24 protein-coding genes are annotated in these 21,173 nt (G+C 61.0%); 6 read left to right on the forward strand and 18 right to left on the reverse strand.

The window, feature by feature from the left end:
* Positions 1–62 precede the first annotated feature (62 nt).
* Positions 63–1,076 carry an MBL fold metallo-hydrolase gene (locus tag DARO_RS20580; RefSeq protein WP_011289759.1) on the reverse strand — a complete coding sequence of 338 codons (1,014 nt, stop codon included), beginning with the start codon at positions 1,074–1,076 and terminating at the stop codon, positions 63–65.
* Positions 1,077–1,147: 71 nt separating this feature from the next.
* Here DARO_RS20580 and DARO_RS20585 point away from each other — a divergent pair, with 71 nt between their 5' ends.
* Positions 1,148–1,366, forward strand: a complete 219-nt coding sequence (locus tag DARO_RS20585) for a hypothetical protein (protein ID WP_011289760.1) — start codon at positions 1,148–1,150, stop codon at positions 1,364–1,366.
* 7 nt (positions 1,367–1,373) lie between these two features.
* Here the strand turns inward: DARO_RS20585 and DARO_RS20590 are convergent, their stop codons facing one another.
* Positions 1,374–2,477: a YeeE/YedE family protein gene (locus tag DARO_RS20590; protein ID WP_011289761.1), complete on the reverse strand. Its 1,104-nt coding sequence runs from the start codon at positions 2,475–2,477 to the stop codon at positions 1,374–1,376.
* Between the two features lie 2 nt (positions 2,478–2,479).
* A complete protein-coding gene (queC, locus tag DARO_RS20595) occupies positions 2,480–3,157 on the reverse strand; it encodes a 7-cyano-7-deazaguanine synthase QueC (protein WP_011289762.1) in 678 nt (225 codons plus the stop codon).
* Between the two features lie 96 nt (positions 3,158–3,253).
* On the opposite strand from queC, the gene DARO_RS20600 reads away from it, so the two are divergent.
* The 5 genes from DARO_RS20600 to DARO_RS20620 are packed head-to-tail and all read left to right on the forward strand — an operon-like array spanning position 3,254 to position 7,733.
* The gene (locus tag DARO_RS20600; protein WP_011289763.1) at positions 3,254–4,420 is read left to right on the forward strand and encodes an ABC transporter substrate-binding protein; all 1,167 of its coding nucleotides are present in this window, start codon (positions 3,254–3,256) and stop codon (positions 4,418–4,420) included.
* Positions 4,417–5,331, forward strand: a complete 915-nt coding sequence (locus tag DARO_RS20605) for a branched-chain amino acid ABC transporter permease (RefSeq protein ID WP_011289764.1) — start codon at positions 4,417–4,419, stop codon at positions 5,329–5,331. Before DARO_RS20600 ends, DARO_RS20605 begins: the two co-directional genes overlap by 4 nt.
* On the forward strand, positions 5,331–6,278 hold the full coding sequence (locus DARO_RS20610) for a branched-chain amino acid ABC transporter permease (RefSeq protein ID WP_011289765.1): 948 nt from the start codon (positions 5,331–5,333) through the stop codon (positions 6,276–6,278). Before DARO_RS20605 ends, DARO_RS20610 begins: the two co-directional genes overlap by 1 nt.
* The gene (locus DARO_RS20615; RefSeq protein ID WP_011289766.1) at positions 6,271–7,026 is read left to right on the forward strand and encodes an ABC transporter ATP-binding protein; all 756 of its coding nucleotides are present in this window, start codon (positions 6,271–6,273) and stop codon (positions 7,024–7,026) included. The genes DARO_RS20610 and DARO_RS20615 overlap by 8 nt, the downstream gene beginning before the upstream one ends.
* Positions 7,023–7,733 carry a branched-chain amino acid ABC transporter ATP-binding protein gene (locus DARO_RS20620; RefSeq protein ID WP_011289767.1) on the forward strand — a complete coding sequence of 237 codons (711 nt, stop codon included), beginning with the start codon at positions 7,023–7,025 and terminating at the stop codon, positions 7,731–7,733. The genes DARO_RS20615 and DARO_RS20620 overlap by 4 nt, the downstream gene beginning before the upstream one ends.
* On the opposite strand, the gene DARO_RS20625 is transcribed toward DARO_RS20620, so the two are convergent.
* The 15 genes from DARO_RS20625 to ruvA all read right to left on the reverse strand — a co-directional run bounded on the left by DARO_RS20625 (position 7,730) and on the right by ruvA (position 21,157).
* Positions 7,730–9,949, reverse strand: a complete 2,220-nt coding sequence (locus tag DARO_RS20625) for a bifunctional diguanylate cyclase/phosphodiesterase (RefSeq protein ID WP_011289768.1) — start codon at positions 9,947–9,949, stop codon at positions 7,730–7,732. The genes DARO_RS20620 and DARO_RS20625 overlap by 4 nt on opposite strands.
* Before the next feature lie 216 nt (positions 9,950–10,165).
* Complete coding sequence (locus DARO_RS20630; RefSeq protein ID WP_011289769.1) at positions 10,166–10,528, reverse strand: PilZ domain-containing protein; 363 nt, start codon at positions 10,526–10,528, stop codon at positions 10,166–10,168.
* A 14-nt stretch (positions 10,529–10,542) separates the two neighbouring features.
* The gene (queE, locus tag DARO_RS20635) at positions 10,543–11,181 is read right to left on the reverse strand and encodes a 7-carboxy-7-deazaguanine synthase QueE (protein WP_011289770.1); all 639 of its coding nucleotides are present in this window, start codon (positions 11,179–11,181) and stop codon (positions 10,543–10,545) included.
* Positions 11,182–11,913 (reverse strand): tol-pal system protein YbgF, encoded by a 732-nt coding sequence (gene ybgF, locus DARO_RS20640; RefSeq protein ID WP_011289771.1) that lies wholly within the window; start codon positions 11,911–11,913, stop codon positions 11,182–11,184.
* 3 nt (positions 11,914–11,916) lie between these two features.
* Complete coding sequence (gene pal / locus DARO_RS20645) at positions 11,917–12,459, reverse strand: peptidoglycan-associated lipoprotein Pal (protein WP_011289772.1); 543 nt, start codon at positions 12,457–12,459, stop codon at positions 11,917–11,919.
* Between the two features lie 18 nt (positions 12,460–12,477).
* Positions 12,478–13,758, reverse strand: a complete 1,281-nt coding sequence (tolB, locus tag DARO_RS20650) for a Tol-Pal system beta propeller repeat protein TolB (RefSeq protein ID WP_497463009.1) — start codon at positions 13,756–13,758, stop codon at positions 12,478–12,480.
* A 22-nt stretch (positions 13,759–13,780) separates the two neighbouring features.
* A complete protein-coding gene (locus DARO_RS20655) occupies positions 13,781–14,617 on the reverse strand; it encodes an energy transducer TonB (RefSeq protein WP_011289774.1) in 837 nt (278 codons plus the stop codon).
* Between the two features lie 6 nt (positions 14,618–14,623).
* On the reverse strand, positions 14,624–15,031 hold the full coding sequence (gene tolR / locus DARO_RS20660; protein WP_011289775.1) for a protein TolR: 408 nt from the start codon (positions 15,029–15,031) through the stop codon (positions 14,624–14,626).
* 3 nt (positions 15,032–15,034) lie between these two features.
* Positions 15,035–15,712 carry a protein TolQ gene (gene tolQ / locus DARO_RS20665; protein WP_011289776.1) on the reverse strand — a complete coding sequence of 226 codons (678 nt, stop codon included), beginning with the start codon at positions 15,710–15,712 and terminating at the stop codon, positions 15,035–15,037.
* Positions 15,709–16,131: a tol-pal system-associated acyl-CoA thioesterase gene (gene ybgC, locus DARO_RS20670; protein ID WP_011289777.1), complete on the reverse strand. Its 423-nt coding sequence runs from the start codon at positions 16,129–16,131 to the stop codon at positions 15,709–15,711. The genes tolQ and ybgC overlap by 4 nt, the downstream gene beginning before the upstream one ends.
* On the reverse strand, positions 16,128–16,961 hold the full coding sequence (locus DARO_RS20675) for an RnfABCDGE type electron transport complex subunit D (protein WP_011289778.1): 834 nt from the start codon (positions 16,959–16,961) through the stop codon (positions 16,128–16,130). Before DARO_RS20675 ends, ybgC begins: the two co-directional genes overlap by 4 nt.
* A gap of 22 nt (positions 16,962–16,983) precedes the next feature.
* Positions 16,984–18,378, reverse strand: a complete 1,395-nt coding sequence (locus DARO_RS20680; protein ID WP_011289779.1) for a DUF2330 domain-containing protein — start codon at positions 18,376–18,378, stop codon at positions 16,984–16,986.
* A gap of 69 nt (positions 18,379–18,447) precedes the next feature.
* Positions 18,448–19,524 (reverse strand): Holliday junction branch migration DNA helicase RuvB, encoded by a 1,077-nt coding sequence (gene ruvB / locus DARO_RS20685; RefSeq protein ID WP_011289780.1) that lies wholly within the window; start codon positions 19,522–19,524, stop codon positions 18,448–18,450.
* Positions 19,521–20,576: an AI-2E family transporter gene (locus DARO_RS20690; RefSeq protein WP_011289781.1), complete on the reverse strand. Its 1,056-nt coding sequence runs from the start codon at positions 20,574–20,576 to the stop codon at positions 19,521–19,523. Before DARO_RS20690 ends, ruvB begins: the two co-directional genes overlap by 4 nt.
* A gap of 2 nt (positions 20,577–20,578) precedes the next feature.
* Entirely contained in the window at positions 20,579–21,157 is a 579-nt protein-coding gene (gene ruvA, locus DARO_RS20695) for a Holliday junction branch migration protein RuvA (RefSeq protein ID WP_011289782.1), read from the reverse strand.
* Between the last annotated feature and the right edge of the window lie 16 nt (positions 21,158–21,173).

The raw sequence follows: 21,173 nt of genomic DNA on the forward strand, positions 1-21,173 counted from the left end.
CAGCAAGTGGCGTGCCGGCCAGCCCTTTCCTCAGAACACGAAAAGCGCAGATGGTTCGCCGCTCAGAAGCCGGCCGCTTCGGCCTCCAGGTAGGCGATGCTGACGTACTTGCCGATATTCGCCTCGAAACCCCTGGTTTCCCGGGCCCGGCTGGCGACGCGCGGGTCCTTGAGAACCAGCGCCTTGGCCTCTTCGAGCGGTAGTCCATTTTTGACGGCCTGCTCGCAGGGGCGGTAGATGCCTTCGAACAGTTCGCGGTTCCATTTCAGCACGTGTTCGCCCGGTTCGCCGTGCGCCGGCAGCCAGATCCGGGTTCCCGTCTTCTTGACCAGCGTGTCGTAGGCCTTGAAAGTGCCGAGATAGGAACCGTCATCCATATTGGCAATGCGCCGGTCCATCGCAATATCGCCAACCAGCGTCACGCCGTCCTGGACCACTTCGACACACAGATCGAAGGGCGTGTGCACGGTGCCATAGTGATGAATGCGCAGGGTCACATCGCCAAACTTGAGCACGGCCCCATGTTCGAGCGGCGTATTGGGTGGCACGATACGGGTGCCGAGCGAGGCCTGGTTGGTCGCCTTTTCGATCAGCGTCAGCCACAGACTGCCCTGAATTCCCTTGACTGCCTGAATGGTGCCGGGGTGGGCATAGATCGGCAGGCTGTTGCCGTAGCGATCGACGTAGGCATGATTTCCCAGCCAGTGGTCACCGTGGTAATGGGTGTTGATGATCGCGATGACCGGCTTTTTCAGCGAGCGCTCCAGTTGCCGGATGGACATTTCGCCGATCTGCACCGAAGCACCGGTATCGACGACCACGATACCCTGGCTGGTGTTGACGAAGGTGACGTTGCTCATCATCCCCTGGTTTTCCGGCGTCGGGAAAGCATCGGGCGTGAAGATGATCCAGACATGCTTCGAGATCTGGCGCAGCGGATAGTCCTTGATTGCCGGGCCACGCACGAAATCGCTGATCTCTTCGGCGAAGGCGCTCATCGCCTGCCACGGGGCGAACTCGGCCGCCCCCAGCGCCGAGATGGCAGCCACGGAGCGCAGGAAAAGGCGACGGTTCATAAGCACATCCTGAAACGTTAAAATAGGTGCCTATCATCGCGCCGAATCCGGCGCTCGTCTACACTCACGCAATGCGCCGCTACCCGTTCTCTTTCCTTGCCCTGACCGCTCTCGGGGTGCTTTGCGCCATTCCTGGCGCCATCAGTCTGGCCGGCTTCGGCGCCAGCCTGCATCCGGTGCTCGACGACCCGATGGCCGGACTGGCCTTCATCGTTTCCGCCATCGCCCTGATCGGCTCGGGTGCCTTCCCGCTGGTCATCGAGAAGCTGAAGGAAAACGAGTCAGCCTGAGCGACACCTAGGCCTCGCGCATCAGTCGCCAGTACTGGAACTTCAGCGTCGCGGCTGCACCGCCGACGATGGCCAGAAAGGTGACGATGGAACCGAGTGCCAGCGTCGAAAAGCCGGAAATGCCCTGGCCAACCGTACAGCCCATGGCGACCACCCCGCCGAAGCCCATCAGCGCCGCGCCGAGCAGGTGGTTGGCGGTGTCTTCGATACCGGCAAAACCCTCCCAGCGGAAGCTGCGCGTCACGATGGACCAGACGAAGGAGCCGGCAATCACGCCCAGCGCCGTGGCAATCCCGAAACTGACGGTGCGGCTGCTATCGGACCACAGCATCAGCAACTCCAGCGAGTAGGCCTGCGGTGCGACGAAACTCAGCGCTTCCATGCGACCGCTGTTGGTGGCGATGAAGGCTTCTTCCAGCGTATCCGGGTGCTCGGCAATATACCCGAGGTGACCGCTGACATACCACGCGGCGACTACGGTCAGACCGACGCCAAAACCGGCGAGCAGGTTGTCGAAGGTCCAGAAATCGCGCTTGAGCAGCGAAAATGCGGTCAATCCGCCGCCAATGGCGATGACCGCCAGCAGGAAGGCTGTTTTTGCTTCCAGACCAAGCGCGACCAGCAGCGCCGGGATGTCCTGCCCACCGGGGAAAGTCATGACGGCCTTTTCCAGCACATTGACCCGGAAGACGCCGAAGATGCCACGCATGGTCATATAGGCAACCAGCCCGAGCACCATGAAGACGACCAGCGATTTCAGATTGCCGCCGCCAATGCGGATCAGTGTCTTGCCGCCGCAGCCGGATGCCAGCACCATGCCGATACCGAAGCAGGCACCGCCGACCAGATAGGACAGCCAGGTGAAATTCGGCGTGCGGTAGATCGACTTGCCGAGGTCAATCAAGCCTGCGCCATGCAGCGCGCCGGCGCCGAGGATGGCAACACCGATGGCCAGCAGCCACATCCGCATGCGGCTCCAGTCATCCATGTTGACGATGTCGGCCACCGCCCCCATCGTGCAGAAGTGGGTTTTCTGGGCAATGGCGCCAAACACGAAGGCAACGGCAAAGGCCAGCCAGAGAACAGCATTGGGCGAAACGGCAGTTTCCATGATCAGGCGCGGTAAAGAGTGGGATCGGCCAGTCCGGCAGCGGCGAAACCTTCGGCCCGCAGGCGGCAGGAATCACAAACCCCGCAGGCACGGCCCTGTTCATCGGCCTGGTAGCAGGAAACGGTCAGGCTGTAATCGACGCCGAGCGCTGCGCCCGTGCGGATGATCTCGGCCTTCGAGAGATCGATCAGCGGCGCGTGGATGGACAGCTTGTGGCCTTCGACCCCTGCTTTGGTGGCCAGATTGGCCATGGTTTCGAAAGCGGCGATGTATTCGGGGCGGCAGTCCGGGTAGCCTGAATAATCCACCGCATTGACGCCGACGAAGATGTCGCGACTGCCCAGCACCTCCGCCCAGGCCAGGGCCAGCGACAGCATGATGGTGTTGCGGGCCGGCACGTAGGTGACCGGAATACCCGGCTGCACGCCTTCGGTCGGCACGGCGATGTTGGTATCGGTCAAGGCCGAGCCACCGAACTGGGCCAGCCCGAAATTGAGCACGCGATGCTCGGCCGCGCCCAGCGCCTTGACGACACGGTCGGCCGCGACCAGCTCGGCACAATGGCGCTGCCCGTAATTGAAGGACAGGCAATAGGATTCAAAACCCTGGCTGCGAGCAATGGCCAGACATGTGGCGGAATCGAGTCCACCGGAAAGGAGAACGACGGCTTTCTTCATCATGGGGCGCGAATATACCCGAAATTGACCCCGATTTGAGCCGTATCTGCTTGTTACTAAGCTACAATTTCCGACTTTGATGCCTTTCCGGAGATTGCCATGTCGCTTCGCCTGACTGCCCTTGCAGCCGCCCTGATGCTTGCCGGTTCCGCCCATGCCGCCGACCAGATCAAGGTTGGGCTGGTTTCGACACTGTCTGGCCCTGGCGCCGGCCTCGGCGTCGATATTCGCGACGGCTTCAATCTGGCCATGAAGCATCTGAACGGCAAGCTGGGCAATCTGCCGGCCGAGGTGCTGATCGCCGACGATCAGCAGAATCCGGATATCGCCAAACAAACGGCCGACAAGTTCCTGAAGAAGGACAAAGTCGATTTCATGACTGGCATTGTCTTCTCCAACATCATGCTCGCCGTCGGCCCGACCGTCTTCGAGAACAAGACCTTCTACATTTCGGCCAACGCCGGCCCGTCGCAGTATGCCGGCGAGCAGTGCAATCCCTTCTTCTTCAACGTCGCCTGGCAGAACGACAACCTGCACGAAGCCGTCGGCAAGGTGGTGCAGGACAAGGGCTACAAGAACGTCGTGATCGTCACCCCGAACTACCCGGGCGGCAAGGATGCAGTGTCTGGTTTCAAGCGCTACTACAAGGGCAAGGTGGCCGACGAGATCTACACCAAGCTCGGCCAGCTCGACTATGCCGCCGAACTGGCGCAGATTCGCGCCACCAAGCCGGATGCACTGTTCTTCTTCCTGCCGGGCGGCATGGGCATCAACTTCGTCAAACAGTTCGTTTCAGCCGGCCTGTCGCGCGACACGCAGCTGTTTGCCCCCGGCTTCTCGGCCGATGAGGACGTGATCAAGGCCGTCGGCAGCTCGATGATGGGCATGTTCAACTCGTCGCACTGGGCGCACGACATGGACAATGCCGAGAACAAGCGCTTCGTTGCCGACTTCCAGAAGGAATATGGCCGCCTGCCCTCGCTCTACGCTTCGCAGGGCTACGATGCGGCGCTGATGATGGATGCCGCCGTGCGTGATGTGAAGGGCAAGGTCGAGGACAAGGCCGCGTTGCAGAAGGCACTGGAAGCCAAGCGCTTCAAGTCCGTGCGCGGCGACTTCAAGTTCAACACCAACCACTACCCGGTGCAGAACTACTACCTGCGCGCCATCGGTAAGGATGCCCAAGGCCGGGTAACGAACAAGACCATGGGCACCATCTTCACCAACCATGCGGATGCCTACGTTGCTTCCTGCAAGATGAAGTGACGCAGCTGGTTCTCGAGCAGGCCCTCAACGGCCTGCAATTCGGCCTGATGCTGTTCCTGCTCGCCGCCGGGCTGACGCTCGTCTTCGGCATCATGGACTGCATCAATCTGGCCCATGGTTCGCTCTACATGGTGGGCGCTTACTTCGTCGCTGCAGCAGCACTGGCGGCCGATTCGTTCTGGATCGGCCTCGGTGCCGGGGTGGCGGGTGCGGCCGTGCTCGGCCTGCTGCTGGAACTGTCATTGTTCCGGCAGCTGTATAAGCGCGACCACCTGTCGCAGGTGCTCGCCACCTTTGCACTGATCCTGATTGCCAACGAAGCCGTGCGCTGGATCTGGGGACCAGCAGCGCTGATGTTGAACCCGCCGGAAGCCCTGTCCGGCCCGGTCGAGATTGGCGGCTTCTTCTACCCGGCCTACCGGCTGGTCATCATCGCCTTCGGCTTGGCTGTCGCCGGGCTGCTCTACCTGCTCGTGGCAAAAAGCCGGGTCGGCATGTGGGTGCGCGCCGGCGCCTCGAACCGCGAGATGACCGAAGCCCTAGGGATCAACGTGCAAGGCCTGTTCACCGCCGTTTTCGTCTTCGGCGCCGCGCTCTGTGCGCTGGCCGGCGGCCTGCTCGGACCGTTGCTTGCCGTGCAGGTTGGCATGGGCGAAAGCGTGCTGATATTGGCCTTCGTCGTGATCATCATCGGCGGTATCGGCTCAATTCGCGGCGCCCTGGTCGGCAGCCTGATCGTTGGCACCGTCGATACGCTGGGCCGGGCGCTGTTGCCCACCCTGCTGCGCGCGCTGCTGCCGGCTGACGCCGCCGCGACGCTCGGCCCGGCACTGGCTTCGATCCTGATCTACCTGCTGATGGCCGGCATCCTGTTCTTCAAGCCGCAAGGCCTGTTCCCGGCGAGGGCTTGATGGCTTTTTACCGTCCCGCCACTTACCAGAAACCGGTCGTCCTCGCGCTGCTGCTGGTGCTGCTCGCCTTGCCGCCGGCGTTGATCGCCTTCGGCCAGGAGTTCTATATCGGCTTTGCCACCCGCGTGCTGATCTTCGCGCTGGCGGCCTCCAGCCTGAATCTGGTGCTCGGTTTCGGCGGCATGTTCTCGCTCGGCCACGCCGCCTTTTTCGGGGCCGGCGCCTATGCGGCGGCGATCTGCATGAGCAGCGGCATCGCCGATGCCCTGCTGGCCTTTCCGTTGGCCATGGCCGCCGCCGGGCTGCTGGCACTGGTTGTTGGCGCAATCAGCCTGCGGACGCGGGGGGGCTATTTCATCATGATCACGCTGGCCTTCGCCCAGATGGCCTATTACCTGTTCGTTTCGGCGCGCAGTTGGGGCGGCGATGACGGCTTGCCACTGGCCAGCCGGATGACGCTGGGCGGCTTCAGCCTGACCAGCGATAGCGCACTGTTCTATGCCACCCTTGGTTGCCTGGCGCTGGTCATGGTCTTCTTCGGACGGCTGGCCGATGCCCGCTTCGGCCGGGTCATCCAGGCTATCCGCGAGAACGAGACGCGCATGGAAGCCTTGGGCTATCCGGTCTTCCGCTACCGCCTGATCTGCTTCGCGCTTGGCGGTGCTCTGGCCGGGCTGGCCGGGGCCCTGCTGGCCAACCTGACCGGTCTGGCCAGCCCCAACCTGCTGCAATGGACGCAATCCGGCACCCTGCTGGTCATGGTCATCATCGGTGGGGTTGGCTACCTGTATGGCGGTGTCGTCGGGGCGGTCATCCTCCTGATGCTTGAAGAAAGCCTGGTCGGCGTCACCGAGCACTGGCATATCGCTCTCGGCCTGCTCCTGCTCGGAGTCGTGCTTTTCGCCCCCAAAGGCGTCGCTGCCCTGTTTGGAAAACGCCATGACTGAGGCGCTGCTCGACGTCCGCAACCTGTCGCGCCGGTTCGCTGCCGTCGACGCACTTCAAGGCGTGTATTTCAGCGTCGAAGCCGGCGAAGTGCATGCGCTGATCGGCCCCAACGGTGCCGGCAAGACGACCTTCATTCACCATGTTTCCGGCGCCCTGCAGCCCGACTCGGGCAGCGTGCACTTTGCTGGCCGGGACGTAACCCGGCTATCCATGCACCAGCGCGTCGCTGTCGGCATGGCGCGCTCTTACCAGATCACCAATGTCTTCCTCGGCCAGTCGGCGCTCGACAATGTGGCGCTGGCCGTGCAGGGGCGACAGGATGCCGGCAGCAGCTTCCGCTTCTGGCGACCCGCCCGCAGCGAAACGGCCATGTTCGACGAAGCACGCAGCTACCTCGAACAGACAGGGCTGGCGCAGCGCATCGACACCATCGCCGGCAATCTGGCCCACGGCGAGCAACGAGCACTGGAACTGGCCATGGCATTGGCCACCAAGCCGCAAATGCTACTGCTCGACGAGCCGATGGCCGGCACCGGTCCCGAAGAATCGGCCCGGATGGTCGAACTGATCGAGCATCTCGCCCGCCACGTCACCATCCTGCTTGTCGAGCACGACATGGCGGCCGTTTTCCGCCTAGCTGACCGCATTTCGGTACTGGTCAATGGCCGCCTGATCTGTACCGGCACGCCGGATGAAGTACGGGCTGATCCGGAAGTCCGCCGCGCCTATCTGGGAGACCACCGATGACGGCCCTGCTCGAAGTTGCCGGTCTGGAAGTCGCCTATGGCCCGAGCCAGGTGCTGTTCGGCCTCGATCTGGCCATGAACGAGGGCGAGGCGGCGACGCTGCTTGGCCGCAACGGCATGGGCAAGACGACGACACTGCGTGCCGTCTGCGGGCTGGAGCCGGTCAAGGCCGGCAGCATCCGCTTTGCCGGCGAGCGCATCGATGGCTGGCGGGCCGATCGTATTGGCCGGGCAGGCATCGCGCTGGTCCCGGAAGGGCGGCAGTGCTTCCCGAACCTGACCGTCGATGAGCATCTGGTGGCCTTTTTCGCCAACCGGCGCGGCGTCGCTGAGCCATGGACACCGGCTCGTGTCTACGAGCTTTTCCCCCACCTGCTCGAGCGCTCAAAAAATCTCGGCAACCAGCTTTCCGGCGGCGAACAGCAAATGCTGGCCATCGGCCGGGCGCTGGTCACCAATCCGCGTTTATTGATCCTCGACGAAGCCACCGAAGGCCTCGCCCCGCTGATCCGCGATGAAATCTGGGCTTGCCTGGCCCGTTTGCGCAACGAGGGACAGAGCGTGCTGGTCATCGACAAGTATGTCGAAAAACTGATCGCCCTGGCCGACCGCCACACCATCATCGAGCGTGGGCAGGTCGTCTGGCGTGGCTCATCGGCCGAGCTCGATGCCGATCACGGCATCTGGCACCGTTATCTGGGAATCTAGATCACCCAGTTATCGGCTGGCTCAATGGCAGGGTCAGCCCTGGGGGGCGGTTCGCTCCCCAGCGAGGCCCGAAAATCATCGAAAGACATCGGTCGGCCAAACAAGTAGCCCTGAAACAAGCTGCACTCGTGCTTGACGAGATAAGCGTGCTGCAAGTCGTCCTCGACGCCTTCGGCAACCACGCTGAGACGCAGCGTATTGCCCATGGCGATGATGGCCCTGACGATGGCGGCATCATCCGGATTGATGTTGATGTCCCGGATGAAGGAACGATCAACTTTCAATTGCTCGAAGGGGAAACGCTTCAGATAAGACAGGGAGGCATAGCCTGTCCCGAAGTCGTCCAGCGAGAAGCGCACGCCGATGGTACGCAAGGCCTGCATCTTCTCGATGACCTCTTCAACATTGTCGAGCAGCAGGCTCTCCGTCAGCTCGAGCTTGAGCAAACGGGGATTGGCGCCATGCCTGGCCAACGCATCTGCCACCTGCGCGACGAAATCGGCCTGCCGAAACTGGCGAGCGCTGACGTTGACCGACAAGAATAGGCTGGCGCTGCGCGGATCATCGGCCCAGCGGCGCAATTCGGCACAGGCCTGATCCAGAACCCAGATTCCGATGGGCACAATCAACCCGGTTTCCTCGGCCAGCGGAATGAAATCGTTCGGCGCGACCATGGCCCGCCCCGGAGGCTGCCAGCGTAACAAGGCTTCGGCGCCAATCAGGCGACGTACGGCATCGACCTGAGGCTGAACATAGAGCACGAATTCATCGCGCACCAGCGCCCGGCGGAGCCCTGCTTCCAGCTCAGCCCGTTCATCCAGCGTCGTCTGCATGGCGGTGTCAAAGAAACGGATTGCATTGCGACCCGCATCCTTGGCTTTGTACAAGGCGATATCGGCCTGCTTGAGCAGGATATCGATTGTTTTTTCCTGGCCGAAGAACAGACTGATCCCGATGCTGGCCGAACGGAAATACTCGGTATCGCCATTCAGCAGATAGGGCCGGGCGAGTTCAAGACGAATCTTCTCGGCAACAATCTCAGCCTGAACAGCGGCCCCCTCCTGCTCCGAGCCCAATTCCTCAAGCATCACGACAAACTCGTCGCCCCCCTGGCGGGCTGCTGTGTCGCCTTCCCGGATGCAAGCGCTAAGCCGCCTGGCGACCTCGACCAGCAGGTGATCGCCAACATCGTGTCCGAGCGTATCGTTGAGCGTCTTGAAATGATCGATGTCGATAATCAGCAAGGCGCCGAACTGCCCGCTGCGCTTGGCGGAAACACACGCCTGATCGAGCCGGTTGAGCAACAAACGGCGATTCGGCATGGCGGTCAGTGGATCGTAGAACGCCAGATGGTGGATTTCCGATTCGGCGACCTTGAGGTTGCTGATATCGGAAAAGGTGCTGACGTAATGAGTCACCTTGCCTCGGCCATCGCGAACGCCGCTGATCGTCAGCCACTCGGGGAATATCTCGCCGTTCTTGCGGCGATTCCAGATTTCGCCCTGCCAATGCCCGCACTGACCCAGCGAACACCACATTGCCGCATAGAAATCAGCATCCTGCCGCCCCGACTTGAGCATGCCGGGCGTCTGTCCAATGGCTTCCTCGGCAGAGTAGCCGGTGAGTTTGGTAAATGCCTGATTGACCCGCAGAATGCGCTGATTCACATCAGTCACCATGATTGCCGCCTGGGACTCGAAGGCAATCGCTGCAATGCGCAAATCATGCTCCATCCGTCGCCGCTCCGAAATATCGGAGGCGATGCCGAGATAGCCCTGAACGCCACCCTTGGCATCACGCAGCACACTGACTGCCAAGCTGACGGGAAGATGCGAGCCATCCTTGCGAACGTAGGTCCAATCCGCTTCATCCCGAATTTTCAGCTTCAATCGGGAGATAAACACCCCAAAGCCGGCGGGCGGGGTACCATCCGGTTCACATGAATAGAGCCGGGCACAGGCGGATATTTCATCAGCCAAATGGAAGAGCAACGGCGTCTCACGTCCGACCACCTCTTCCGGGGTATAACCCAGCATCTGCTGAGCTGCACGATTGAAATAGGAAATCAGACCGTCCGGATTGGTCAGAATGATCGCGCGACCCGCGTGTTCAAAAATCGAAAGCTGCAGATCGCAAAGCAGCGGCGGATTAATGCCAATGCCATGCCTGGCGTCGTCCGGGCAACAAGGTAGCACAGCACCTTGGCTAGACTTCATTGCGCAGAAAACAGGGGAACAGAAAAGGCGCGCAATCGACTGGACGCAAAAAACAAAATCCCCGCTACAACCATGGCTCCTCCCAAGCTCATCACCGTTCCCGGCCGAACGGCATCCGGGAGGGACAAATTATTGCCGGATTATGACCGTAAGGTAAAAGGGCTAGCAAGCCCTAAAACAGGCAACGTGAGCAAAAAGTCACGGAATGGAATTCGATCAGGTATTCGCCAGCAGGGCAAATTCCCGCTCGGCCATCGCTTCATCGCCAAGATTGAGTTCAACCAGGCGACGCAAGTGCGTGACGCTATCCAGATCGATTTCACGGCAAGCGAGGCCATAGCTGTTGGCGAGGTGATGCACGACGGTCACTTCCATGCGGATGCTGGTACCAACGTTGTCGAGCAGAATTTTGAGGGTACCGTTGGCACCAACCATGACGAACATCGAGTCCTTCAGGCGAATCAGCGCACCTTTCAGCGAGAGATCCAGAACCTCGACAAAGCATTCCCCATCGGGAAGAAAAAGCCTGGCTTCGCTCTTGAACGGAATGCGGGAAAACTTGCGGCGATTAGTTGTCACTTTTGTCTCCGTACTTATTTTCCCTGCATGTTACCCCAAAGGAGCTTGTGCAGCTGGAGCTGGAAGCGCACATTCAGGCCGTCTTCAAGTATCCATTCCGCCAGCGACTGCGGCTCGATCACCCCCTGTGCCGGCGAAAAAAGTACGGAACAGATTTGATCCAGTTTTTTCTGGCGCAGCACATCGCGCGCCCATTCGTAGTCGCCACGCGAAGCGATGACGATCTTGATTTCGTCACGCGGCGTCAGAACGGTCAGGTTTTCCCACAAGTTCCTGGCCGACTCGGCCGAATCCGGTGCCTTGAGATCCATGATCCGGGCGACACGCGGATCGACCGCAGACACATCGAGCGCGCCGGAAGTTTCCAGCGAAACGTCGTAGCCGGCATTGCACAGGGCCGCCAGTAGCGGCAGGCAATCCTTTTGCGACAGCGGCTCACCGCCGGTGACACAAACCTGGCGAGCTGGATATTTGGCCACTTCCGCCAGCACCGATTCAACGGTGGCTGCTTCGCCACCGGTAAAGCTGTAGGTCGTGTCGCACCAGCTGCAACGCAGCGGGCAGCCAGTCAGACGAACGAAAACCGTCGGCAGCCCGACCCGCGATGCCTCGCCCTGCAGCGAGTAAAAAATTTCGGTGATGCGGAGTGCCAATTACTTCTTCTTCAGTCGTTCGCGCGCGGTGTCGGCGGCAGGGGCAGAGGGGTACTTGGCAATGACCGTTTCCAGCGAACGTTTGGCCCCGGTCGGGTTGCCCATTTCCTGCTGGCAGGTCGAAATGGCCAGCCAGGCATCCGGCGCCTTGGCGCTCTCGGCATACTTGGTGGTGACCAGACTTTGCGCCTCGATGGCGCGCTTGCAGTCACGCTGGGCATACCAGGCGTTACCCAGCCAGTACTGGGCATTGGGGGCCAGCGAGCTGTCCGGATATTTCTGTACGAAAGCGCCGAAACCAACGGCAGCTTCCTTGTATTTACCAGCCTTGAACTGATTCAGGGCCGCTTCGTAATCCTGGCTTTCCTTGGCCGGATCAACGGCCGGCTTGGCGACAGTCCCATTGGGCGTATCGCCGGCAGCAGCAGGCGACTCGAATTTGCGCAAGCGGGTGTCGAGGTCGAGGTAGAAATCCTGCTGGCGCTTCTTGGCCGTCTCCAACTCGTAGTTGAGCGTTTCGATCTGGCCGCGCAGGCGGGAAATCTCTTCAGCCTGGCGCTGGATCTGGCCGGCCAGATCCAGCTGGGCCTTGGCCTGCTGGTCGAACCGCGCTTCGGTCTTGATCTTCAGATCGGCAACCTGGCGACGCGCTTCGTCGTCGTCAAACACACCGGCATGGGCCTGGACGGCACCCAATGCGGCGATCAGAAGGGCGATTCGAACCGGGCGCATGGCTTAGAACTCGCCGCGGCCGTCAGCAGCCTTGTAGAGGATGTCGGCACGACGGTTTTGCGACCAGGCTGCTTCGTCATGACCGGCATCCTTCGGCTTTTCTTCGCCGAGGCTGACTGATTCGATCTGGTCATCCTTGACGCCGAGCAAGGTCAGCGAACGCTTGACGGCTTCGGCCCGCTTCTGGCCGAGCGACAGGTTGTATTCGCGGCTGCCGCGCTCGTCGGTGTTGCCCTGGAGCAGCACCTTGAAGCCCTTGTTGGCGACCAGGTACTTGGCGTGAGCGGCAACCAGATCCTTGTATTCGTCCTTGACTTCGTACTTGTCGAGATCGAAGTAGATGCTGCGCTGCGACAGCTTGCTCTTCGGATCGGTCAACTCGCGCGGCAGGCCGCTGGCATCGAGGCCACCGGCAGTCACCGGTGCAACGCCCGAGCCGGAGCCGCTACGCGACTCGACGGGGGCGCCGCCGTCTTCCGGCAGCGGGGTGGTGGAACAAGCAGCCAGCAGGGCCGACAGCAGGGCGGGGATCAGCAGTTTTTTCACGAGGTTCTCCGGTGAGGATTATTGATAGTAAGGGCCCCAGGCCGGTTCGCGTACATCACCTGCGGCGACCGAGAGGCGTTGTTTGATCCTGCCATCGCTGGACACAGCCGATAGTACGCCGCGACCGCCGATTTCAGTGGCGATCAGGATCATGCGGCTGTTGGGGGCGAAGCTTGGAGATTCGTCCTTGTTGGAATCGCTGACCACCTGCACCTGGCGACTGGCCAAATCCATCACGGCGAGCTGGAAGCGACCTTCACGCCGGCTGATGAAGGCCAGGCTCTTGCCATCCGGCGCCGGGCGCGGCGAAACGTTGTAGCTACCTTCAAAGGTGACGCGCTTGGCGTCACCGCCGCTGGCGCCGACCTGATAGACCTGCGGGCTGCCGCCGCGGTCGGAGGTGAAGTAGATGGTGCCGCCGTCTGCCGAGTAACGCGGCTCGGTATCGATGCCGGAAGACTGGGTGATGCGCTGCAGGCCGCTGCCATCGGCATTGACCGAGTAGATCTGCGAATTGCCATCCTTGGACAGGACAACGGCGAGCTTGCGGCCATCGGGCGACCAGGCCGGCGCTGAATTGGAACCCTTGAAATTGGCGACGATGTGACGCTGACCGGAAGCCAGGGTATGCACGTAGATGACCGGCTTCTTCTTTTCAAAGGAGACGTAGGCCAGACGCCCGCCATCCGGCGACCAGACCGGCGAAATGATCGGTTCGGTCGAGCTCAGGGCGGTAGCGGCATTCTGACCGTCCGAATCGGCGATCTGCAGCAGGAACTGGCCACGCGCCTTGACGACATAGGCAATACGGGTCGAGAAAACCCCTTTCTCGCCGGTCAGTTTTTCGTAGATGAAGTCGGCAATGCGGTGACCGGCAGCGCGCAGCTGGCTATTGTTGGTCACGTAAGCGGCACCGCCCAGCGATACGCCTTTTTGCGTGTCGTACAGACGGAAACGGGCTTCCATGCGGCCATCAGTGCTGCGGGCGATACTGCCGGCGGCCAGGGCGTCCGCCCCTTTGCCTTTCCACTCGGCGTGATTGACCGGGGCGTTTTCATCGAAAGCGGCGGTGCCGTTATCGACCAGCTTGAACAGGCCGCTTCGCTCCAGGTCAGCGCGCACCGTCGCGGTGACCACGCGGGCAGCCGTCGGGTCGCCAGGAAAGTCGACGATGGTCACCGGAATCCGATTGGCACCGGCACCGGTAATCTCGATGGACAGCTGAGCCTGCGCCAGACCGGCCAAAGACAAGGCCAGGGCAAGAAAAATACGACGGGAAATTCGGGACATTGCGTTCATTTTCAAAAGGTTTCGCGCGATTTTACTCTTCATACGGCCGGTATTTGATTTCCAGTTCACGCTTGAAAAGCGATGGGTCGTCCGGTTTTGGCAAGGGCGAGGATTTCCGGATGGCACGCTCGATCGCGCTGTCCAGCGCAGAATTGCCACTGGAGCGCTTCAGCTTGACGTCCAGTACTTCACCGGTCGGCAGCTGGCTGACATCGAAAACCGCTTCCGGATTACCCTGTATCGCTGGCGGCAGCATGATGTTGCCACGCACCTTGACGCGAATCTTGGTCGCGTAATCGGCCAGCCCACGCTTGTTCGACGATGCCCGTTGCTCGGCTTCCGCCGCCGCCGCATTGGCCATTTGCTGGGCATTCGGGCGCGGCTTCAATTCCGAGGTTTCGCGCGACAATTCCTTGCTGAAATCAAACTTGGGCTGCGCTTTGACTTCCGGCTTGGGCGGTTCCGGCTTCTTCGGCTCGGCCTTCGGTGGTTCCGGCTTTTTCGGCTCAGGCTTCGGCGGTTCCGGTTTCTTGGGCTCCGGCTTGGGGGGCTCGGGCTTCTTCTTTTCTTCCTTGACCACGATTTCCGGCTTTTTCAGCACCGGCTCGGGTTTCGGTTCAGCTTTCGGCTCGACCTTGGGGATTGGCTTCGGCTCCGGCTTGACTTCCGGTTCCGGCGGCGGTGGAGGCGGCGGAACCACTTGTGCCGGCATTGGGCGAGGCGACCATAGCTCGACCTCCATCACCTCAGGCGCACTTCGCTTCCACTGCACCCCGAAGAACAGAAAGGCAAGCAAGGCCACGTGCACCAGAATGGTGAACGCCAGCGCGTATTTCTTGCCTGGCTCTTCGGGTTTGTCGAGGATCATGTCCACTTACTTGCTGGCGCTGGCGGTTTCCAGGCCAACTCTTTGGAACCCGGCGCGCTTGGCTTCGTCGAGCACTTCGATGACGTTCTTGTACTGCGTTTCCTTGGCGCCGGCGATCAGGATTGGCGTCTGGTCGTCAGCCGCCTTCAAGGTGGCGAGTTCGGCCTTCAGTTCCTTGATGCCCTTCAGCTTGGACTCGTCGCCCTTGATATTGAACAGCGACAGGCTGCCATCATCCTTGATCTGCACCTTGATGTATTTATCCGGTTTCTGCGGCGCCGTACCAGAAGCCGGCAGATCGACCGAACCGGTCGTCATCATCGGCGTCGCCACCATGAAGATGACGAGCAGCACCAGCATGACATCGATATAAGGCACGACGTTGATTTCGCTTTTTAGACGGCGCTGGCGCATGGCTTAACGCATCTGCCGCTGGAGAATATTGGAAAACTCTTCCATGAACGACTCGTAGCGGGTCGCCAGGCGGTCGATGTCATGCGAGAAGCGGTTGTAGGCCAGCACGGCCGGGATGGCGGCAAACAGGCCGATGGCGGTGGCGACCAGCGCTTCGGCAATACCGGGGGCGACGGAGGCCAGCGTCGCCTGACCGACATTCGACAGGCCGCGGAAGGCGTGCATGATGCCCCAGACGGTGCCGAACAGGCCGATGTACGGACTGACCGAGCCGACCGAGGCAAGGAAAGAAAGATGCGATTCGAGGGCATCCATCTCGCGCTGGTAGGTGGCGCGCATGGCGCGGCGGGAACCGTCGACGATGTCCTTCGGGTCGAGGTTCTTCTGGCCCTTGAGCTTGGTGAATTCGCGGAAGCCTGCTTCGAAGATGCGCTCCATCGAACCGGCATGGTGACGATCATTCACTGCGCTGTTGTAAAGATTGTTCAGATCGCCACCCGACCAGAAATCGCGCTCAAAGGTTTCGGTCTTGCTTCTCGCCTGCTTGACCGAAAACAGCTTCATGAAAATGTAGTACCACGACATGAAGGAAACGCCGGCGAGCAGGGCCATGACGGCCTGAACGACCGCACTGGCCTGGAGAATCAGATGGAGGATGGAAAGATCCTGGGTGACGTTCATTTAAGCGCTTCCAGTTTTTGATGCAGGAAATCAGGGATGGCGGCCGGCGTCATGGTGGCCATGTTGACGCAGGCAATTTCAACGGTACCGGTGACCAGTTCGACGTCGCCGCGGCGGACGTGCTGACGGAAGATGACGCGGACGCGAGTCAGTTTTTCGACTTCGAGGCCGACGATCAACTCGTCGTCGAGTCGCGCCGGCTTCAGATATTCGCAACTCGCCTTGCGTGCCACGAAGCCAATGCCGGCTTCCGAAGCCAATGCTGACTGGTCATGGCCGGCAAAGCGCATCCATTCGGTACGGCAGCGTTCGAAAAATTTCAGGTAATTGGCGTAGTAAACAACACCGCCGGCATCCGTATCCTCGTAATAAACGCGGACTGGGATCGAGAAGGCGTTGGGCTTCGGCTCGTATTTCATCCCGGGATTTTACCTTGCGCCGCAACATTGTTTTGTAACGATCTGTTTCCATGCCAATTGTGACGCTTCCCTGGCCAGATCGAATCCCATATCGGCACCAGCGGCGCCAGACACAAAAGCGCCCACAAGGCCCCATTCGGCCGGTAGAACAGGAACTGCCAGGCAAATGCCACAACGGCGACCAGGCCGACGTGAAGCCGCCGTGCGACAGGGCGATCGGGCAGTGTCATCGGGTCGGAAATCATGAAGAAGGCGAACAGCAGCAGGGCGCCGTTCAAGGCCTGATGGCAGAAGATTTCCCACGCCCGCTCGAAGCTGTAGCCGAGTTGAAACAGCCTGGCGGCAAGCAGGCCAAGAAAAATGGCCAGGAACAACCAGGAGGCGTCATCACGGCAGGCCCGCTGGGCGACCAGTGCGCCAAGGCCAATCAACCAGACCGCGATGCCGAGGTCGCTGCCCCACTGCCCCGGCGACACCCAAGCCCCGGGCAAGGCCAACAAGGCCACACCCACCCCGAAATTGGCCGGGTTGAAGACATGCTTGCCGTTAACCCGGAGCAGGAATTTGCCACTGATCGCCAGGCAGGCGACCAGCGGATGCAGCCACAGGCTATCGGCCCGTAGCAATAACGACAGCCCGAATCCGGTGATCAATGGACTGAGATAGCCGACTCCCCGCAACCGGAAAACACGTAGCCAGAAAGCCTGTGTTGCCGCCGCCGAAGCGAGCGCCAAACCCATCTGCAAGGGCAGCAGGCTGAAGTCACGGAGCAGCACACCGGCTGTCAGCAGGATTGCCTGAAAACCGATCTGGAAAATGCGTGCATCCATGACAATTTGCCCCAGCGGCGGCCTATTTGGCGGCGCCGTTACCCCACAAACCATCCCACCATGGCTTTTGTGGTGGTACCGGAGGCAGGGTCAGTTTCTTGCGAATGGCGTTGATGTCGCCGCCGGTCAGCGTGGCCAGTTGCTGTGCTTCGTTTTCCTGACGTTTGATCACGCTCTCAAGGTAAGGCTTGGCTTCCGGGCAGGCGTTCGGCTCGACTTTGGCCGGGTGACGCAGGACGTAGCGGGTCTGGAAGTTCTGTCTATCCTTGGTTTCCTGGAACATCAGGTCTTCCGGAAATGTTTCTGGGGTGTAGCGAACGTGCAGGCGGGTCAGCATCACCGGCTGTGCACCGCCTCCGGGAAACGGCCGCGGCGGCATGATGCGCGTCTGCGGCTGACCGGGCAGCGGCAGTGGCTGCACCTCGTTATTCGGTGCGCCCACCCAGAAGACGCCAGCCTTGCGCAGCTCTTCCGGTGACAGCGGATCGGCGGCACACGGGTCACACCAGCCCATATCCCAAAAATACTCGGTGAAGACGGCACGATAGCCTTCTTTCTTTGCCTGTTCGCCGAACATCGCCTTGTAGAAATTGCGGAATTCATCGCCCTGTTTCAGGAAAACCGGCAGGTCCATGTTGGCCGGCAGTTTGACCGTGCGGTAGTTGCTGGTCTCGACGCGGCCATTCTTGGTCAGCATGTAGGCGATCAGGTCCTGCGGGCCGTTGGCGTTGGCCATGCCGAGACGGATCGGCAGCATGAACTTTTCGGATTCGTAGGCGAACTGCAGCGGGCGGAGCATCGTGAAGCCGGACTTGGCCTGCTCGGCCAGATTCACTTTCGCCACGAAGAACTTCATGTTCTGGCGAATGTACGGCGCCAGCGCCTTGGCCGAATTGGCCGGGATGCGGTAGCCGCTCTGCTTGAGCCAGGTTTCCAGGCCATCCGACTGGGTGGCCGAGAGAATCACGATGTCGTACTCACCAACCGTGTAGCTGGCTTCGATGGTCACGCCGAGGGCCTTGGCGGCGGCACTGCCCACCGGCGCAGCCATCGGGGCCACGGCAGCATCCTTGCTCCGCATCTCGTACAGGCGTCGATCACAGGGATTGGGATCGTAATATTCAGCCAGACGGGGCGCCGAGTAGGCATCGAGGCGATCGAAAGTCTTCTTGTCGCCGACATTGATCTGGCCCTTTTGCAGCACAGTCGGCACCGGCACGACCAGCGCGAACTCCTTCGCATCGCCCTTGTAATCGTTGAGCATGCTGACCACGGTCTTGTCGCCATCGCGGACGACGATCACCTGCGAAGCTTCGTTGAACAGATTGGCATCGGCCTTGCCGACGTAAAAGCCGCAAAAAGCCTGCGCTGAGCCAACTACGGCGGCTAACGCGCTGGCAACGAGCAATTTCTTCATGGAATCCTCCCGGGGATGAAGCTCTATTAACGCATCATAGCCCGGGATGGTGGACCGCCGAGTCAGCCTTTATTCTTCGGCGAGCAAGTCGCGGACGACAGCGCTGGCCGGTTCGGCCAGGCCGAGATGGCGATAGATGGCCGGTGTCGCGATGCGGCCGCGCAGGGTGCGCTGCAGGTAGCCCTGCTGGATCAGATAAGGTTCCAGCACATCCTCGATGGTGTCGCGCGCTTCGCCGATGGCCGCCGCAATGTTGTCGACGCCGACCGGGCCACCACCGAATTTGTCGATAATGGCGGAGAGTAACTTGCGGTCCATGATATCCAGTCCGGCCGGATCGACGTCGAGCATGTGCAGCGCGGCATCGGCCACCTGGCGGGTGATGTTGCCGTCCGCCTTGACTTCGGCGTAGTCGCGGACGCGGCGCAGCAGGCGATTGGCGATACGCGGCGTACCGCGTGAGCGCTTGGCGATTTCAAAGGAGCCTTCGGGGTCGATTGGCGCATTGAGCAGCGACGCCGAACGGCTGACGATACTCTTCAGTTCTTCCGCCGTGTAGAACTCCAGACGGGCAACGATGCCGAAGCGGTCGCGCAGCGGGTTGGTCAGCATGCCGGCACGGGTCGTCGCACCAACCAGCGTAAAGGGTGGCAGATCCAGCTTGACCGAACGGGCGGCCGGACCTTCGCCGATCATGATGTCGATCTGGAAATCTTCCAGTGCCGGGTAGAGGATTTCCTCGACCACCGGGCTGAGACGGTGGATTTCGTCGATGAACAACACGTCGTGCGGTTCAAGATTGGTCAGAATGGCGGCGAGATCGCCAGCGCGCTCGAGCACCGGGCCGGAAGTCTGGCGCAGGTTGACACCCATTTCAGCAGCCACGATGTGAGCCAGCGTCGTCTTGCCCAGGCCTGGCGGGCCGAAGAGCAGCACGTGATCGAGCGATTCACTGCGATTCCGTGCCGCCTGAATGAAGATTTCCAGCTGTTCGCGGATTTTGACCTGACCGGTGTAGTCGGCCAGCCGCTTGGGGCGCAGGGCGCGTTCGAGCGCCTCTTCCTGGGCCGACTTGGTTTGCGGCGCCACGACTCTGTCCAAATTCGTGCGGTCGACCGCAGGAGTCAGTTTGTCGGTTTCGATCATGCGAGCGTTTCCTCACGAATCCAGCGCTGGAGCAGCATGTCGCCAAGCGCCAGCAGCACCGGCCCGAGAAAGATGCCGATGAAGCCGAAGACCAGCACACCGCCCAGCACGCCAAGGGCAATGAGCAGGATGGACAGGCCAGCGCCATAGGCGATCAGGATGGGTTTGACGAAGTTGTCGATGCTGCTGATCCCGAACAGGCCGTAGATCACCATGAAGATTGCCCAGCCGGTCTGGCCATCGCTATACAGCCAGGCCGCCGCACCACCCCAGATCAGTGGCGGACCAACCGGGATCATCGACAGGAAAAAGGTAGCAAAACCGAGCAGCATGGCCTGCGGCACGCCGGCAATCAGGAAGCCGATCATCGCCACCGTGCCCTGCGCCGCCGCTGTACCGACGATGCCGAGCATGACGCCGACCACGGTGCCACGCGCCTTGTCCAGCATATTTTCGCCGAGGTCGCCGCCCAGCTTGCGGGCGCCGACATAGAGCGCATGGCTGATTGCCGCGCCATCGCGGTACAGAAAGAAGGTGACGAACAGCACCAGCGCCAGCTGCAACAAGCCATTGGCGGCAATCCCGCCAAGTGCCAGTACGAACTGGCGAGCAGGCGCAACCAACTGCCTGACCGTGGCATTCAGCTCCTCGCGATTGCTGGCCAGGCGGTGCCAGGTGCTATCGATTTCCGTGCCGAAGAAAGGCAGAGCGCTCAACCAGGCAGGCGGATTGGCCGGCAAGCCTTGTTCGACATAAGGTTTGATGAAATCGATCAGGTTATCGGTACCATTGGCCAGCGAACCGGCCAAAAATATCATCGGCAACAAGGTCACCAGGACCAGCGCCAGCGTCATCAGTGAAGCGCCCAGCGTGTCGCGCCCGCCGAGCCGAGGTAACAGCTTTTCGGCGTAAAAACGCCAGGTGCACATCCAGACGACAAAGGCGAACAACACGGCGCCAATGAACGGCAGCAGTACCGTGATGCAGCCGATGATCAGCAGCACCACCAGCGAGATCTGCGCCAAGCGTCGAGGATCGCCTGCCGGGAACATGTCTAGACCTTGGACAGCAGTTTGAGTGCCGCCCGGATGCCATCGGACGTGCTGACATCGGCCGGCAGTTGCTTCATGGCCGAGGCGGCTTCTTTCTCGTTGTAGCCAAGGGCGAGCAGGGCGTTGGAAATATCCTGCTTGCTGTCGTCGACCGCCGGGTGCAGCGAAACGCCGGTCGCATCGGCCAGCTTGCCCTTCAGTTCAAGCAGCAGGCGCTCGGCCGTTTTCTTGCCGATGCCGGGAATCTTGATCAGACGCCCCAATTCCTGCTGCGCCACGGCTGCCGCCAGATCACCGACCGACAGACCGGACAGCACCGACAGCGCGGTACGGGCACCGATACCCGAGACTTTCAACAACTGGCGGAAGGCAAAGCGCTCGGCCTCGGTCAGGAATCCGTACAGATAGTGGCCGTCCTCGCGCACCGCGAAATGCGTCAGCAACTTGGTCTTCTCGCCCGCTGCCGGCAGGTTGTAGAAGGTGCTCATCGGCACGTCGAGTTCATAGCCGACGCCATTTACATCCAGCACGATCTGCGGGGGATTCTTTTCGGCGAGGATACCGGTCAGTCTTCCGATCATTTCGGGGCGATCTCTT

The organism is Dechloromonas aromatica RCB, from assembly GCF_000012425.1.